Origin of the sequence: Paenibacillus nanchangensis (assembly GCF_046543445.1) — a bacterium.
Taxonomy (GTDB): Bacteria; Bacillota; Bacilli; order Paenibacillales; family Paenibacillaceae; genus Paenibacillus_AQ; species Paenibacillus_AQ nanchangensis.
In genome coordinates this window covers 1-15,270 of the sequence record NZ_JBHOFD010000001.1, presented here as the reverse complement: position 1 = coordinate 15,270, position 15,270 = coordinate 1, and the positions used below count along the sequence as shown (strand labels likewise).

The following is a 15,270-nucleotide window of genomic DNA, read 5'->3' as shown; positions in this document are numbered from 1 at the left end:
AAAAAGAGGTGCGTCTTTCATGCCAATCGTATTTTTGGATTCCAGAGTGTCGACCGCTCTCGCAAGCTCGACGGGGACTACAGCTCTCACCACTGCTCCCTTTTTGCTTGGCGACATCGGACTTCAAGTCAATGAAGTCCTCGGAACTCCTAATGAAGGTGACGTCCGGGTCGAACTGATGGGTTCGGTAAATCTTACCGGCACTCCTGCGAACCAGGTCACCATCACAATCGAACGTAACGGCACGGGCACACCAGGTACAGGTACCGTGATTTACACGGCTGTGGTTGACTTTGGCGCCACCGGGAACAATCTGATTGGGTTCTCCGCTGCCGACTTCCATCCGCCGGTTCCGACTACAGGAGCTAACATCGGCCAGCTTCGTTATACGATGTTTGTTGCGGACACAAGCACTGCAGCGGCTCCCATCACGATTGTGGGTCCGGTCAACTTTAACGGCCTTGCTCAAGCCGGCCAGTAATGTTTTTTGATGCCGGTTCATGTCTGGTCCGCGGACACTGGAGATTGAATGGAGCATCAACCTATTTTTGAAGGGGAACCCTGCGTATGCAGGGTTCTTCTTTTTGACTTATTGTGTGAATTTGACATGGCTGGTGCCGGTGTTCTCATTTAAACAATCGTTTGGAATTTGCCGCACATTTCGTAATTTGCTGCGAATTTCGTAACATGCTGCGCAAATTGGGAACTTGCAGTTCATTTCGTAACATGCTGCGCCTATTCGGAACTTGCAGCTCATTTCGTAACTTGCTGTACACACGGTGTAACCCTTTATTGAGGCGACTCTCAGATGAGTGGGAATTTTCCTGCCTGCTTTGATTGTCTCATTCGGGATATGATATACTGCGAGAGACGAAATTCCACGTAGCTTACGCCTGAAAGTGCATAAACTGGCAGAAGGTAAAATAAACTTGTGAGTATATCTTACATACCATTGACACGCTGCATACACCAAATGTACAATGAGGGTAGAAAAAGATCATTGGAAGGTTGGATGAGTCATGGGAGATGAAATCCGCAGAAATATGGCGCTGTTCCCGATAGGGATTGTAATGAAGCTGACCGATCTTTCGGCGCGTCAGATTCGTTACTATGAACAGCACAGTCTGATCGTTCCCGCACGGACATCGGGTAATCAGCGTTTGTTTTCCTTCAACGATGTCGAACGGCTGCTGGAGATCAAGGCTTTAATTGAAAAAGGCGTCAACATTGCCGGAATCAAGCAGGTCATGAATCCGGTATCCAAAGAATCGGAGGAAGCGACCGTCATCACGCCGGATACGGAAGTCAGACGCAGAGAGCTATCCGAAACCCAGCTTCACCGTTTGCTGAAGCAGGAACTGGTTTCCGGAAAAAGACCGGGACAAGTCTCATTGATTCAAGGTGAATTATCCCGGTTTTTTAATAAATAATAATTATACCGATAGCGTGAAAGGGAGAGGGTATTGTGAGCTATACTAAAGACGATATTTTGCGGATTGCCAAAGAAGAGAATGTGCGTTTTATCCGTTTGCAGTTTACTGACCTGCTTGGCACGATCAAGAATGTGGAAATTCCGATCAGCCAGCTGGAGAAAGCGCTTGATAACAAAATGATGTTTGACGGCTCTTCGATTGAAGGTTACGTGCGCATCGAGGAATCCGATATGTATCTTTATCCTGATCTCAGCACCTGGGTCATTTTCCCTTGGTTTGCAGAAGATAAAGTCGCCCGCTTGATCTGCGACGTCTATATGCCTGACGGCACTCCGTTTGCCGGCGATCCGCGCGGCATTCTGAAGCGCTGCCTGCAAGAAGCGGAAGAAATGGGCTTTACGGCCATGAATGTAGGTCCGGAGCCGGAATTTTTCCTTTTCAAGACGGACGAGAAAGGCAACCCGACTACCGAGCTGAACGACCAAGGCGGATATTTTGACCTGGCTCCGACGGACCTGGGAGAGAACTGCCGCCGTGAGATCGTTTTGACATTGGAGAAAATGGGCTTTGAAATTGAAGCCTCCCACCATGAGGTAGCTTCCGGTCAACACGAAATTGACTTTAAATATGCGGATGCCATTACTGCGGCCGACCAGATCCAGACGTTCAAGCTGGTGGTTAAGACGGTAGCGCGCCAGCACGGATTGCATGCTTCCTTTATGCCGAAACCGCTGTTCGGGATTAACGGCTCCGGTATGCACGCGCACCAATCCTTGTTCAAAGGTAATGTGAACGCATTTTATGATGAAAACGATACCCTTGGACTCAGCGATACAGCAAGATACTACATGGCCGGTATTCTGAAGCATGCCCGCGCTTTTGCGGCAATCACGAACCCGACCGTTAACTCTTACAAACGCCTTGTTCCCGGTTATGAAGCGCCATGTTATGTGGCTTGGTCAGCCAGCAACCGCAGCCCGATGATCCGGATTCCGGCATCCCGCGGACTGAGCACCCGGGTTGAAGTGCGCAACCCCGATCCGGCAGCTAACCCGTACCTGGCTCTAGCGGTAATGCTGAAAGCAGGTCTCGACGGCATTAAACGTCAGTTGGATCTGCCGGCTCCGATCGACCGCAACATTTACATCATGTCCGAAGAAGAGCGGATTGAGGAAGGTATCCCTAGCCTGCCGTCCGACCTGAAGGAAGCGCTGAATGAAATGATCCGCAGCCAGGTGATTACGGAAGCGCTCGGCGACCACGCCCTTGCACACTTCTACGAACTGAAAGAAATCGAGTGGGATATTTACCGCACCCAGGTTCACCAATGGGAACGCGATCAATATCTGACCTTGTACTAAGATGGAGAACCCTTGGGGCCGTAAGGCTCCGGGGGTTTTTTGTTTGTGGGCGCGGGCATTGAATCAGGGCGGTGCTTTTTACATGCCCACAAAATGCCTATAACAAACATTTATCATGCTTTAGTCTTCAAGCGGAGTGGGAAAATAGTCAGCATTTCAGCATGATAGCAAAAAAAGCCATAATAAAAGCCGTGGGAATTGCTTCACGGCTTTTTTTGAATCACTGCCGGATCGTTACTCTCGTTTGGAGCGGAACCAGATCCTTCAGTTGAAGCACATCTTCGTTGTACATCCGGATGCAGCCTCTGGAAACCTCTTTGCCTATCGATGAGGGATCATTGGTTCCGTGAATGCCATAATGAGGTTTGGATAAGCCCATCCAAAACGCCCCGTAAGGGCCACCGGGATTGTCCAGCTTGTTAATAATCGTATATTCGCCTTCCGGGGTCCGGCTTAACATCTTGCCGATTCCGATAGGAAATCCCCGCACAACGGTATTATGATCCAGCAGATACAGCATCCGGTCGGATAAGTCGACGATAATCCGGTAATTCGGCATGGTCTCATATCACTCCTCGGCATAGATTATGAACATGTTTCTAATGCTTCATATTATGCAGGGTACCTCCTTGGGATGTACCCAAATCTTATGGGAGCCGGGGTCTAAATTGCTATCCTGCTATCCTGTTATCCTGGTATCAGATGCTTCCCCGTTCTTCGGTAATGATCCTCCTAATCGCAGTCTTAAATCCCCCTAAACACAAAGAACCGGGCGTTCCGCAATTAATGTGCGAAACGCCCGGTTCTTCCCTTATATAAAACTCAGTGAATGTCACGGAACAGCCCGATGACCTTGCCGAGAATGCTGACCCGGTTCAAACGGAGAGGCTCGTACGATGGATTCTCCGGCTGCAGGCGGATGTGGTCGCGTTCCTTGTAGAAGGTCTTGACCGTTGCTTCGTCGTCTTCCGTCATAGCTACAACGATATCGCCATTATCGGCAGTTTGCTGTTGACGGACAATAACGTAATCTCCATTCATAATTCCGGCTTCGATCATACTGTCGCCGGATACCGACAGCATAAATACTTTGTTGTCGTTGACGAAATGGGTAGGAAGAGGGAAATAATCTTCAATGTTCTCGGTGGCCGTAATCGGCACACCCGCTGTAACTTTGCCGACGACAGGTACACGGGATACCGTGCTGGCAAAGTGATGCACATTCTCCGATTCTTCCTGGCCAAGAAGCTCGATGGCGCGAGGTTTGGTCGGATCACGGCGGATCAGGCCTTTCTTCTCGAGCCGGTCCAGATGGCCGTGCACCGTAGAACTGGAAGCCAGTCCGACAGCTTCGCCGATCTCGCGCACAGACGGAGGATAGCCCTTGCTGCGGACTTCGTTACGTATGAATTCCAGGATCGCCAGCTGACGACTCGAAATCTTTGACATCGGAATACACCCCATATAGTAATGTTTGGGAAAATTATATCATAGAACCTCCGTTCGTACAAACATAAGTTCTAAAATAGGTTTTGAAAAAACAGGCAGCCGAAAACCTAAGCAGAATGCGGTGTTTTCGCCGCTTAAAAATAAAGGGAACAATTGTTCGAAAAAACCTATTGATCGAAACACATGTTCGTGTTATATTATTTTTCGAAAGAGAGAACACACGTTTGGAGGGTGATCTTGATGTTAAAATACAGTACTTATCGCAGCATTTATGAGAATCAGAATGAAGTGCGTTCCGGCGGCCAAAGCGCCGCGGCTATCGGGACTCCCGCTTCCTCCTATAACATGGTGAAATGGCTGGAGAGCGCGAGAACGCTGCTCACCGAGAAGGGATTAAAGATTGTGCTTCTGTTTGTCCTTGTTCTTGCCGGATTGTCGCTGGTGGGCAATGTGTTCGCCGGACCGGTATCGATGGCGAAGGAAGGCAAGCGGGTTGTCGTGTCGAGCGGGGATACGCTTTGGGAAATTGCCAGTGTACATAAACCGGACAATATGCGGACTGCAGTATATATAGAAGGAATTAAGCGGGCAAATGGCTTAAACGGCAGCGAGATTCGGACGGGGGATATTTTAACACTGCCCGTCTATGATTAAATAAGAACTAAAGTGGTTTATTTCGGATAAGAGCTTGTAAGGGGCACACCTTGACAAGCTCTTTTTCTCATGGCAAAGTTAAACTGACTGATAAGGGAAGGGTGAACGCATGAATATAGATGAAGTGGTCGACCGCATCAACGAATTGGCCCGCAAGCAGAAATCCGTCGGCCTGAATGAAGAAGAGCTTGCCGAGCGGGCGAAGCTCCGCGAGATTTATTTGGGCAACATCCGGCGCAATTTCCGCGCCCAGCTGGATTCGATCGAAATTGTGGATGGGAACTCCGGAGACGACAAGCGGCCTCAACACTGACGCTTGTTTTCTTTTTTTGCCCGCCGGCTCCCGGGATGACCGGCTGCTGGCCATATGTCAGGAGATCATGAAGAAGAATTAGGGGGAAACGCGATGGCCCGTTCTTGGGAAAGAATGGTTCAAAAAAACTCACAGCAGTTGAACAAACAGCGCAAAAAGCAGGGGAAAGACGGCATTCACGCTGTTCGGGGGAGTCAGGATACCGAAATCTTTAAAGGCCGTAACTTTATCCTGCCCATAACACTGGTTGGTCTTGGCGTGTTGTATTGGCTGATCGGAACGGTCGATCAGCAGCGCGGCAACGGTTCACTGATGAACTGGCTGGGTGTGGTGCTGTATTTTGCGCTGGCGGCGATGATTTTTTTCCGCAAGCCTTATCTGAAAGTGGAACGCAGCCGGCTGTCCACCTTCAAGTTCAACCGGGAACGCATTTTGCACACTGGCGATATTGAGAAAATTTCTGTCTCGAAGGGTGCTGTGGTAATCCATCACAAGGCCAAACGTTCGAAATGGGTGTTCTCCCGCTTGACGAACCGCTTTAATACGGAAGCGATGGGGGAGAAACTGGAATCGTTCGCCAAGACCAACAAAATTACGTTTGAGAGAGAATAATTTCGCCTAGGGAGAAGGAGCTGCCGAACATGACGATTGAAGCCGTTTTGTTTGATTTGGACGATACGCTGCTGTGGGACGAACGCAGTGTCGAGGAGGCTTTCGCCGCTGCAAGCCGGGCGGCCGGTCCGGAAGTGAATCCGGAAGAACTGCAGGCTGCTGTGCGCAGGGAAGCGCGCGCATTGTATGAAACCTATGAGTTTTATCCCTTTACCCAAATGATCGGTATTAATCCCTTTGAAGCGCTGTGGGGGCATTTTACCGGAGGCAACCAGCCCGAATTCCGGCAGATGGAGCAGCAAGCCCCGCTGTACCGCAAGGAAGCTTGGCGGCGTGGACTGGCAGCGGTTGGTGTAGAAGATGAAGCGCTGGCCGAGACGCTGGCTGAACGTTTTGCCGCGGAACGCAGAGGTCTGCCTTATATGTATGAAGAAACGATTCAGGTGCTCGAACAGCTGCATGGCAAAGTGAAGCTGCTGCTCTTGACCAATGGCTGCCCGGTACTGCAGCAGGAGAAGCTGGACAGCGTGCCTGAACTGACTCCTTTTTTCGACCAAATTGTGATTTCCGGCACGTTCGGGAAGGGGAAACCGGATGTCTCGATTTTTGAACATGCGCTGCAGCTGCTGGATACCCGGCCTGAACACGCGGTTATGGTCGGGGATAAGCTGTCGACAGATATCCGGGGCGGACTTGCTGCAGGGATGACCACCGTCTGGATTAACCGGACGAACCGTCCGGAACACTCCGGCATCAAACCGCATTACCGGATTGCGAGTCTGTCTGAGCTGCTGCCCTTGCTTGATCAGATGGAAGTCCGTCAGTCAAACCTGTAGATCAAACTGGGCAAGCCTTGTTTTCCCTGTTGGGAGGACAGGGCTTTTTTGTTATGAAGACTTATGACAATGACTTTCTTCATATTTAATAACATGAATCGTAAGCTTTTTCGTCAATTTGGACGCAATCTATGTATAATGGAAGAAATGAAAGGCTGCCCTAATCAAAGAGTCGATACATAGAACCGAAGGAGACGGATGATATGAACCGATGGAAGGCAGGATCGCTTGCGCTGTTTCTCGGCGCAGCACTCACTGTTGCCGGGTGCTCCGGAAAAAACTCCCAGGCTGCGCATGAACATATGGCGGACCTCTCCATGGACCCGATCAAAGTGGAGCTAAGCTTGGAGCCCGCTGCTGCAAAGGTTAATGAAACCGTGCGGCTTCAGGCGTTGGTTACTCAGAAAGAAGAGCCGGTTGATGATGCAAAAGAAGTGACGTTCGAAATTACGGGACCGGACGGCACAGCGGATTCCATAGAAGTGGAAGGGGAACGTCAGGAAGGCGGTACCTACACTGCGGAATATACGTTTGATGCCGCAGGCGAATATAAGGTGACGTCACACGTTACCGCCAGGGCGCAGCATTCCATGCCCTCACAGAAGATCAAAGTTGAACCTTAAACTAAGGGATGGCCGGGACGGCAGCTGATGGATAGCGGGGCGCCCTCTTAATACCTGGGGGTGTCCGCAATGCCGCTGCCTGCGTTGTCCGCAAAAATGACAGCAAAATGCAGGAATTCCAGATGGACAAGCAAGTCTTTCCGAAATCCCTCTATTCTGCTAAACTTACTCTAACGTTTGACATGGAGGGATAGCAAGTTGGTCAAGTTAACGATTGCAGAAGCGATGCAACAACGGATATTAATACTCGACGGCGCCATGGGCACCATGATTCAGCAGGTGCCGCTCACGCCCGACGATTTTGGCGGCGAAGAACTCGAAGGCTGCAACGAAATGCTGGTGCTAACCCGTCCGGAAGTCATTGAACAGATCCATAGACAGTACCTGGAAGCAGGGGCTGATCTGATTGAAACCAATACCTTCGGCGCGACGTCGGTCGTGCTCGCGGAATACGACATTCCCGACAAAGCACGCGAAATCAACTTGGCCGCAGCGGCGATCGCCCGGTCGGCCGCCGACGCATACAGTACACCGGAACACCCGCGTTATGTGGTTGGGGCGATGGGACCTACAACCAAAACGTTGTCGGTTACCGGCGGCGTGACTTTTGCAGAACTGATAGAGAGCTATGAGGAGCAGGCGGTGGCGCTGATCGAAGGCGGCGTTGACGCACTGCTGCTGGAGACTTCCCAGGATACGCTGAACGTCAAAGCGGGCAGCATTGGTATCCGCCAGGCGTTTGACCGTACGAACATTACACTGCCGGTTATGATTTCAGGCACCATTGAACCGATGGGCACCACACTGGCCGGTCAAAATATCGAGGCGTTTTACATTTCGCTGGAGCACCTGAATCCGGTCTCCATCGGGCTGAACTGTGCAACCGGACCGGAGTTTATGCGCGACCATATCCGTTCGCTTGCGGCGATGTCTTCCGCGGCGATCAGCTGTTATCCGAATGCGGGTCTGCCCGACGAAAACGGGAATTACCACGAGTCCCCGGATTCGCTGGCTCGTAAAATCGCGGCGTTTGCGGAAAAGGGATGGCTGAACATCGCGGGCGGCTGCTGCGGCACAACGCCGGAGCATATCCGGGCCATGGCCGAGCTGCTGAAGAACTACCCGCCGCGTCCTCTGGACGGCACCCATCCGCCCGCTTTGTCGGGCATTGATCCGGTATACATCGAAAACGATAACCGCCCGTACATGGTCGGCGAGCGGACGAACGTTCTCGGTTCGCGGAAGTTTAAGCGCCTGATCGTGGAGGGGAAATACGAAGAGGCGTCTGAAATCGCTAGAGCCCAGGTGAAAAACGGCGCGCAAATTATTGACGTGTGCGTGCAGGACCCGGACCGGGATGAGAGCGCGGATATGATCCGCTTTTTGGAGCTGGTCGTGAAGAAGGTTAAGGTTCCGCTCATGATAGACACAACCGATCCGAAGGTCATCGACCTTGCGCTGCAGTACAGCCAAGGAAAAGCGATAATTAACTCCATTAACCTTGAAGACGGCGAAGAAAAGTTTGAGCATGTCACCCCGCTGATCCACAAATACGGCGCCGCCGTCGTAGTGGGCACGATTGATGAGCAGGGACAAGCTATCAAGGCGGAGACGAAGCTTGAAGTGGCCCGCCGCTCCTATGATCTGCTGGTGAACAAATACGGCCTGCGGCCGGAGGACCTGATTTTTGATACGCTTGTTTTTCCGGTCGGTACGGGCGATGAACAGTATATCGGCTCCGCAAAGGAGACGATCGACGGCATCCGGCTGATTAAAGAAGCCATGCCGGAATGCCATACGATTTTGGGCATCAGCAATGTATCGTTTGGTCTGCCTGAGGCGGGGCGCGAGGTGCTGAATTCGGTCTTTTTATATGAGTGTACGAAAGCTGGTCTCGACTATGCGATTGTGAACACGGAGAAAGTGGAGCGGTATGCTTCCATTCCCGAAGAGGAACGGCGTCTGGCGGAGGAGCTCATTTACAACACAAACGATGCGACATTGGCTGATTTTGTAGCAGCCTTCCGCGGCAAAAAAGTCGAGAAAAAAGAAAAGATCACCAATCTTTCGCTTGAGGAACGCTTGGCCTCCTATGTGGTCGAAGGGACCAAGGAAGGACTGATACCCGATCTCGGCGAGGCGCTTAAAAAGTATTCGGCGCTTGAAATTATTAACGGACCGCTGATGGAAGGCATGTCGGAGGTCGGGCGGCTGTTCAATAACAATGAGCTGATTGTGGCCGAGGTGCTGCAGAGCGCTGAAGTGATGAAAGCTTCTGTGGCGTATCTGGAGCCGTTTATGGAGAAAAACGAAACCTCGGTGAAAGGGAAAATCCTGCTCGCGACGGTTAAAGGCGACGTGCACGACATCGGCAAAAACCTGGTAGAGATCATCCTCTCCAACAATGGTTATCAAATTGTCAATTTGGGTATAAAAGTACCACCGGAGCACATTATCGAAGCCTACCGCCGTGAAAAAGCCGATGCGATCGGCCTGTCGGGCCTGCTCGTAAAGTCGGCCCAGCAGATGGTGCTAACCGCACAGGATTTGCGGACGGCAGGCATCGACGTGCCGATCCTGGTCGGCGGCGCAGCGCTGACGCGCAAATTCACCAAAACCCGGATCCGGCCGGAATACGACGGATTGGTGCTGTATGCCAAAGATGCGATGGATGGATTGGATTTGGCGAACAAGCTGATGAATCCCGCGGAACGCGCCCGGATCGCGGAAGAGGCGGCCGCCGAAGCGGAAGCGGAACGTCTGGCTGCAAGCCAGCCGAAGCCGGAGCTGCCCCGGTTGACCCGGGCGGTCCGCTCGAACATCTCGCCGGATGCACCGGTGTTTGTTCCGCCCGATCTGGAGCGGCATGTCATACGCAATTATCCGATCAACCATATCGTGCCTTATGTGAATATGCAGATGCTGCTCGGCCATCACCTTGGTATCCGGGGTTCGGTGGAATCGCTGCTCGCCTCGGGCGATCCGCGGACAACCGAGCTGAAGCAGACGGTTGATGATATTTTGCGGGAGGCTTCGGAGAAAGGGACGATTTCACCCCAGGCGATGTACCGCTTTTTCCCGGCGCAGTCGAGCGGCAACGATATTTTGATCTATGATCCAAACGATCACAGCCAAGTGCTGCATACCTTTACATTCCCGAGACAGCAGGTTGAACCTTACCTGTGCCTGGCGGACTTTTTGAAACCGGCGGGCGGCGAAATGGATTACGTCGGGTTTCTTGTCGTAACCGCGGGCCGGGGGATTTCGCAGCTGTCGGCCGAACTGAAGGACAAAGGCGACTATCTCCGCTCGCACGCGCTGCAGGCGGTGGCGCTGGAGGTGGCCGAAGGCCTGGCGGAACGAATTCACCATATGATGCGGGATATGTGGGGATTCCCCGACCCTGCGGATATGACGATGAAGCAGCGGCATGGCGCCCGCTACCAGGGCATCCGGGTCTCCTTCGGTTATCCGGCCTGCCCGGATCTGGAGGATCAGGGGCCGCTGTTCAAGCTGATGTCGCCCGAAGATATCGGCATCCATTTAACCGAAGGGTTTATGATGGAGCCCGAAGCCTCCGTTTCGGCGATGGTGTTTGCTCATCCTGAAGCGCAGTATTTTAATGTGGAAAAGGTATAGCAAGGTGACGCGGGGGCCGGAGCGCCCCCGCCTTTGCATCTGCGGCCGGACCTCCCGAGAGATCGGGAGGTTTTTTACAAGCCCGGGCGGCCGACCGTGGTGAAAGTCCATTCTTGGGCGCCCCATCAATTAAGGGGAAACACACGCCAGGAAGCCGGGCGGGCTAACGGAAAAGGCGTGACTGTACGAGCTGCCAGCAAAGGGGGATACTAAGCCCGGAACGGCACGCGCGGAGGCTCAACATCGCAACGCCTGTCCAACCCCCAAGGCGAAGAATTTGTAAACCTGAGCCAACTGTCATTTTGAACAGAACGGTTCATGTATTATACTGTATACTTGCGAGGATGCGGTTGGGCGGCAGAAGGTCAGAACTATGATTTTGCCGCCGGGAAAAGGACACTTCCGGCATCCACAGGAAAGGGATTGAAACGATGGAACTGTATTTTTTAGGAACCAACGCCGGCGTCCCGACGCTGCAGCGGAACGTGACCTCACTGGCGCTGCGCTTATTCGAGGAGCGGGGCGTGTTCTGGATGTTTGATTGCGGGGAAGGCACCCAGCATCAGGTTCTCCGGTCGCCGCTGCGGCTGGGCAAGCTGGAGAAGCTGTTCATTACGCATCTGCACGGTGATCATCTATACGGGCTTCCTGGGCTGCTGTCGAGCAGAGGCTACCAGGGCGGGACGTCTCCGCTGACCGTGTACGGACCGCCGGGCATCCGGACGTTTGTTGAGATGGCGTTAACCGTCAGCCAATGCAGAATCCCATATACGCTGGAGATCATCGAGCATACGGGCGGCATGCTGTTTGAGGACGAGGGTTTTCAGGTTGAAGCGGCGCTTTTGGAGCACCGGATTGACAGCTATGGATACCGTGTGATTGAAAAAGACCGTCCGGGCAGCTTGAATACCGAACTGCTGATGAGCCACGGGCTGAAGCCGGGTCCGGTCTACGGCAGGCTCAAGCGCGGGGAGGACGTGACCGCCCCGGATGGCGTGCTGATCCGGGCGGCGGATGCGCTGAGTGAACCCAAAAAAGGCCGGGTGGTCACTATTCTTGGCGATACCCGGCCCTGCAGCAATGCGGTCAAGCTGTCGCAGGACGCCGATCTGGTTGTTCATGAAGCGACTTTTGCCCATGAGCTGGCATCCATGGCGCGGGAATATCACCACAGCACGACCGTTCAGGCGGCTGAAACCGCTGTGTCTGCCAATGCCCGGTCCCTGCTGCTCACCCATTTCAGCTCCCGCTACAGTACGCCGGAAGACCTGCAGCCGCTCCTGGAAGAAGCGCGCACCGTTTTCCCGAACACCATGCTGGCCGAGGAATTTTGTTTGTTCCCTGTACACCGGCGGACGGGGAAATAGAAATTATTTTCCGGGAAAGCGCAGGATGTGACAACCTTGCGTCAAAACGCGCGAAAACCGCTGAGCTTCGATGCCATTCGACCGGGAGTGTCAGCGCATGACGGGGCTCCGCGGCAGGCGGCACAGCCATGCGGGCGCTGGTGATTATACTTAACGCGCTAAATGAATCAGCGCATGAAGGATGACGGCAATCTGGTGCTTGCAGGGCTCGAAACGGTTCCGCGTTTTCCGCAGGAGCACTGCCGTGGAAGGAGAAAAAACATGAACAACTACGATGCGCTGCTGATCGATCTGGACGGCACGCTGTACCATGGAAGACGCATGATTCCAGGAGCGGATGAACTGATTTCGGGCCTCCGAAAGGCTGCGATTCCGTTCCTGTTTGTGACGAATAATTCCTCCCGCACGCCGGAGGGCGTAGCTGAGCACTTAAGCAATATGGGTATCCCTGCAAAGCCGGAAGAGGTGGCTACGTCATCGCTAGCGGCCGCGGGTTATATCGCTGGACGGACGCCGGGCGCGAGGGTCATGCCGATAGGAGAAGACGGGCTCCGGCAGGCGCTTGCGGCTGCGGGCCTTTTTTTGACCGAAGAACAACCCGACTATGTGGTGCAGGGAATCGACCGTTCCTTCAATTACGAGACGTTGACCCGGGCTGCGCGCGCGATTCAAAACGGCGCGGAATTTGTGCTCACCAATCCGGACCTCATGCTCCCGTCGGACGACGGGCTTATGCCGGGCGCGGGTACCTTGGGCGCCGCCATTGAGGCGGCATCAGGTATGAAACCGGTGGTGATCGGCAAACCTTACAGCCATCTGATGACCTACTCAACTTCGAGACTCGGCATTGACCCGAAGCGTGCGCTCGTAGTGGGGGATAATATGCGGACGGATATCGCGGCTGGGGTGAATGCCGGCTGCCGGACCATCCTGGTGCTGACTGGTGTGACGACCTCATCCAACCTGGAACGGCATCAAGCGGAGACGGGTCTTACTGCGGATTATATCTGCGGAGATTTGCAGGAACTCCACAAGCTGCTCAGCCTGTAGTATAGTGTAGACGAACATTACCCGAGGAGAGATCGAACTTATGCCCGAACTGCCAGAAATGGAGAATTACCGGATGCTGCTGTCGCGGCATCTCATCAATAAACCGATAACCGAAGTCCGGGTGACCCGGGCGAAGTCCATTAATGTGGAACCGGAACAATTCGCCGGGCAGCTGAAGGGCTGCCGGATTGTTTTTGTAGAGCGCAGAGGTAAAAACCTGCTGTTTCATTTGAATGACGGCCGCCGTCTGCTGCTGCATCTGATGCTTGGCGGCCTGATGTTTTTTGGCACGGAAGAGGAGCGTCCGGACCGGACTACGCAGGTGGAAATCGTCTTTGGCGGCGAGATTTTGTATTTCATCGGCCTGCGGCTGGGTTATCTGCACCTGCTTACCGTCAAAGAGGCCGAAGCGGCGCTGGCCAAGCTTGGTCCGGAGCTGCTGGACCGCAGAATGAACGAAGAACGGTTCGCACAGCTGCTTAAAGGACGCAGAGGATCGCTCAAAAGCCTGCTTGTGAACCAGCAGGTGTTCGCGGGCATCGGAAACTGTTATTCCGACGAAATCGCGTTTGAGGCGGGGCTGCTGCCTACCGCGCAGGTTCAGCAGCTGGATGCGGATGCGGTCAGCCGCCTCTATTCCGCCGTTAGGCGTACGCTGATGAACGCAACGGAAATAGGAGGATATATGGAAATGCCGTTTATGAACGGCGACCGGGTGACTGGGGCGTACAATGACCGCTGTCTGGTCTATGACCGCGAAGGGGAAGCTTGTCCGCGCTGCGGCGGGACGATTGTCAAAACGGAGCTGTCGGGACGCAAGGCGTTTTACTGTCCCGGCTGCCAGCATGAACGCTAAACCGGTTATCGGCTGCCATGTCAGCATACGCGGCGGATACCGGGATGCCGCACGCGCCGCAAGGGAGACCGGTGCGGGCGGCTTTCAATATTTTCCGAAAAATCCGCGCAGCCTGGAGCCAAAGGCTTTTGATGCACGAGACGCCCGCGCCTGTGCTGAATACTGTAAGGAACACGGGCTGGTTTCGATCGCCCACACGCCATATCCGACCAATCTGGCGGCCGCAGGCGTAGGGGCGGATTCGCGGGCGCGGCACGCCGCCTCGCTCCGCAATGATCTGGAGATCGCCGAAGCCTGCGGTTCGATTGGAATTGTGGTGCACTTCGGCAGTGTGAAGGAAACGGACCCGGTCGGAAGTTACCGGGAGATGATCGAATGTCTAAACGAAGTGCTGGACGGCTGGAGCGGCAGGACGCTGCTGCTGATCGAAAATTTGGCCGGGAACCGGGGGCCGGCAGGCACCACGCTGGAAGAATTGGTGACCATCCGCCGGCTGGCGAGACGTCCGGAGTGCATCGGCTTTTGCTTCGATACGTGCCATGCGTTTGCTTCGGGATTATGGAAGCCTGAGGCGACTGGCGATTTGCTCCGTCACGGCAGCGAGCTTGGCTATTGGCCGGAGGTCAAGGCGGTGCATCTGAATGATTCCCGCTACGGCTACGCTTCGCGCAGGGACAGGCATGCCCGGACGGGTGAGGGCCACATCGGGCTGGAGGCGCTGCTCGCCCTGCTGAAGACGGACGAATTAAACGGTGTTCCGGCCATACTGGAAACCGATAAGGGGCCCGACGGAACGCACCGCGAGGAAATCGGGCGATTGTTAGACAGACTGAAGGGTTGAGCGGAAGGAAAGCCGGGCTGGCGGTGTCTATTTGGGACTGGCGGGGGGCACGGAGGCAATTTGGAGCTGTGGAGCGGCAGCGTAAGCTGTATTTTTTGAGTTCAAGGTTCTATCCAGACTGAACTGTAGGATTACAGGATGGCGGGGAAGGCACGGAGGCAATTTGGAGCTGTGGGAGCGGCAGCGTAAGCCGTATTTTTGGAGTTCTAGGTTCTAACCAGACTGAACGTGGGATT

The 15,270-nt window shown here is 53.9% G+C and carries 15 protein-coding genes; 13 read left to right on the top strand and 2 right to left on the bottom strand.

The genetic code is table 11. The annotated features are described in order from the left end of the window. Positions 1 to 19 precede the first annotated feature (19 nt). The 3 genes from ACE6ED_RS00075 (at position 20) to glnA (ending at position 2,794) form a co-directional block, all read left to right on the top strand. On the top strand, positions 20 to 481 hold the full coding sequence (locus ACE6ED_RS00075; RefSeq protein ID WP_410824912.1) for a hypothetical protein: 462 nt from the start codon (positions 20 to 22) through the stop codon (positions 479 to 481). 538 nt (positions 482 to 1,019) lie between these two features. Beyond that, a complete protein-coding gene (locus ACE6ED_RS00070; protein WP_410824911.1) occupies positions 1,020 to 1,430 on the top strand; it encodes a MerR family transcriptional regulator in 411 nt (136 codons plus the stop codon). A 35-nt stretch (positions 1,431 to 1,465) separates the two neighbouring features. Continuing rightward, the gene (gene glnA, locus ACE6ED_RS00065; RefSeq protein WP_410824910.1) at positions 1,466 to 2,794 is read left to right on the top strand and encodes a type I glutamate--ammonia ligase; all 1,329 of its coding nucleotides are present in this window, start codon (positions 1,466 to 1,468) and stop codon (positions 2,792 to 2,794) included. Positions 2,795 to 3,014: 220 nt separating this feature from the next. On the opposite strand, the gene ACE6ED_RS00060 is transcribed toward glnA, so the two are convergent. Together ACE6ED_RS00060 and lexA are read right to left on the bottom strand one after the other, a co-directional pair. Beyond that, positions 3,015 to 3,353: a L,D-transpeptidase gene (locus tag ACE6ED_RS00060; protein WP_410824909.1), complete on the bottom strand. Its 339-nt coding sequence runs from the start codon at positions 3,351 to 3,353 to the stop codon at positions 3,015 to 3,017. Positions 3,354 to 3,616: 263 nt separating this feature from the next. Continuing rightward, positions 3,617 to 4,243, bottom strand: a complete 627-nt coding sequence (lexA, locus tag ACE6ED_RS00055) for a transcriptional repressor LexA (RefSeq protein ID WP_410824908.1) — start codon at positions 4,241 to 4,243, stop codon at positions 3,617 to 3,619. Between the two features lie 240 nt (positions 4,244 to 4,483). Between lexA and ACE6ED_RS00050 the strand changes: the two genes are divergently transcribed. The 10 genes from ACE6ED_RS00050 to ACE6ED_RS00005 all read left to right on the top strand — a co-directional run bounded on the left by ACE6ED_RS00050 (position 4,484) and on the right by ACE6ED_RS00005 (position 15,034). Then, positions 4,484 to 4,897, top strand: coding sequence for a LysM peptidoglycan-binding domain-containing protein (locus ACE6ED_RS00050; protein WP_410824907.1), 414 nt, complete (start codon positions 4,484 to 4,486; stop codon positions 4,895 to 4,897). Between the two features lie 109 nt (positions 4,898 to 5,006). Next, positions 5,007 to 5,210 (top strand): DUF896 domain-containing protein, encoded by a 204-nt coding sequence (locus ACE6ED_RS00045; RefSeq protein WP_410824906.1) that lies wholly within the window; start codon positions 5,007 to 5,009, stop codon positions 5,208 to 5,210. A 93-nt stretch (positions 5,211 to 5,303) separates the two neighbouring features. Further along, positions 5,304 to 5,822: a hypothetical protein gene (locus ACE6ED_RS00040; protein ID WP_410824905.1), complete on the top strand. Its 519-nt coding sequence runs from the start codon at positions 5,304 to 5,306 to the stop codon at positions 5,820 to 5,822. A 29-nt stretch (positions 5,823 to 5,851) separates the two neighbouring features. Then, positions 5,852 to 6,658, top strand: a complete 807-nt coding sequence (locus ACE6ED_RS00035) for an HAD family hydrolase (RefSeq protein WP_410824904.1) — start codon at positions 5,852 to 5,854, stop codon at positions 6,656 to 6,658. Positions 6,659 to 6,861: 203 nt separating this feature from the next. Continuing rightward, the gene (locus tag ACE6ED_RS00030) at positions 6,862 to 7,281 is read left to right on the top strand and encodes a FixH family protein (RefSeq protein WP_410824903.1); all 420 of its coding nucleotides are present in this window, start codon (positions 6,862 to 6,864) and stop codon (positions 7,279 to 7,281) included. Positions 7,282 to 7,506: 225 nt separating this feature from the next. Next, entirely contained in the window at positions 7,507 to 10,920 is a 3,414-nt protein-coding gene (gene metH, locus ACE6ED_RS00025; RefSeq protein WP_410825176.1) for a methionine synthase, read from the top strand. Positions 10,921 to 11,351: 431 nt separating this feature from the next. Continuing rightward, a complete protein-coding gene (gene rnz, locus ACE6ED_RS00020) occupies positions 11,352 to 12,287 on the top strand; it encodes a ribonuclease Z (RefSeq protein ID WP_410824902.1) in 936 nt (311 codons plus the stop codon). A 261-nt stretch (positions 12,288 to 12,548) separates the two neighbouring features. Beyond that, positions 12,549 to 13,337, top strand: coding sequence for a TIGR01457 family HAD-type hydrolase (locus ACE6ED_RS00015; protein ID WP_410824901.1), 789 nt, complete (start codon positions 12,549 to 12,551; stop codon positions 13,335 to 13,337). A gap of 40 nt (positions 13,338 to 13,377) precedes the next feature. Then, positions 13,378 to 14,193 carry a DNA-formamidopyrimidine glycosylase gene (mutM, locus tag ACE6ED_RS00010; RefSeq protein WP_410824900.1) on the top strand — a complete coding sequence of 272 codons (816 nt, stop codon included), beginning with the start codon at positions 13,378 to 13,380 and terminating at the stop codon, positions 14,191 to 14,193. Beyond that, positions 14,183 to 15,034 carry a deoxyribonuclease IV gene (locus ACE6ED_RS00005; protein ID WP_410824899.1) on the top strand — a complete coding sequence of 284 codons (852 nt, stop codon included), beginning with the start codon at positions 14,183 to 14,185 and terminating at the stop codon, positions 15,032 to 15,034. Before mutM ends, ACE6ED_RS00005 begins: the two co-directional genes overlap by 11 nt. Positions 15,035 to 15,270: the final 236 nt, after the last annotated feature.

What these genes read in the sequence shown, in the direction of transcription:
- ACE6ED_RS00070 (WP_410824911.1), top strand. Translation starts at nt 1,020, where the DNA reads ATGGGAGATGAAATCCGCAGAAATATGGCGCTGTTCCCGATAGGGATT.
- ACE6ED_RS00050 (WP_410824907.1), top strand. Translation starts at nt 4,484, where the DNA reads ATGTTAAAATACAGTACTTATCGCAGCATTTATGAGAATCAGAATGAA.
- ACE6ED_RS00035 (WP_410824904.1), top strand. Translation starts at nt 5,852, where the DNA reads ATGACGATTGAAGCCGTTTTGTTTGATTTGGACGATACGCTGCTGTGG.
- ACE6ED_RS00030 (WP_410824903.1), top strand. Translation starts at nt 6,862, where the DNA reads ATGAACCGATGGAAGGCAGGATCGCTTGCGCTGTTTCTCGGCGCAGCA.
- ACE6ED_RS00005 (WP_410824899.1), top strand. Translation starts at nt 14,183, where the DNA reads ATGAACGCTAAACCGGTTATCGGCTGCCATGTCAGCATACGCGGCGGA.
- ACE6ED_RS00060 (WP_410824909.1), bottom strand. Translation starts at nt 3,353, where the DNA reads ATGCCGAATTACCGGATTATCGTCGACTTATCCGACCGGATGCTGTAT.
- ACE6ED_RS00040 (WP_410824905.1), top strand. Translation starts at nt 5,304, where the DNA reads ATGGCCCGTTCTTGGGAAAGAATGGTTCAAAAAAACTCACAGCAGTTG.
- rnz (WP_410824902.1), top strand. Translation starts at nt 11,352, where the DNA reads ATGGAACTGTATTTTTTAGGAACCAACGCCGGCGTCCCGACGCTGCAG.
- metH (WP_410825176.1), top strand. Translation starts at nt 7,507, where the DNA reads ATGCAACAACGGATATTAATACTCGACGGCGCCATGGGCACCATGATT.
- mutM (WP_410824900.1), top strand. Translation starts at nt 13,378, where the DNA reads ATGCCCGAACTGCCAGAAATGGAGAATTACCGGATGCTGCTGTCGCGG.
- ACE6ED_RS00015 (WP_410824901.1), top strand. Translation starts at nt 12,549, where the DNA reads ATGAACAACTACGATGCGCTGCTGATCGATCTGGACGGCACGCTGTAC.
- ACE6ED_RS00075 (WP_410824912.1), top strand. Translation starts at nt 20, where the DNA reads ATGCCAATCGTATTTTTGGATTCCAGAGTGTCGACCGCTCTCGCAAGC.
- lexA (WP_410824908.1), bottom strand. Translation starts at nt 4,243, where the DNA reads ATGTCAAAGATTTCGAGTCGTCAGCTGGCGATCCTGGAATTCATACGT.
- ACE6ED_RS00045 (WP_410824906.1), top strand. Translation starts at nt 5,007, where the DNA reads ATGAATATAGATGAAGTGGTCGACCGCATCAACGAATTGGCCCGCAAG.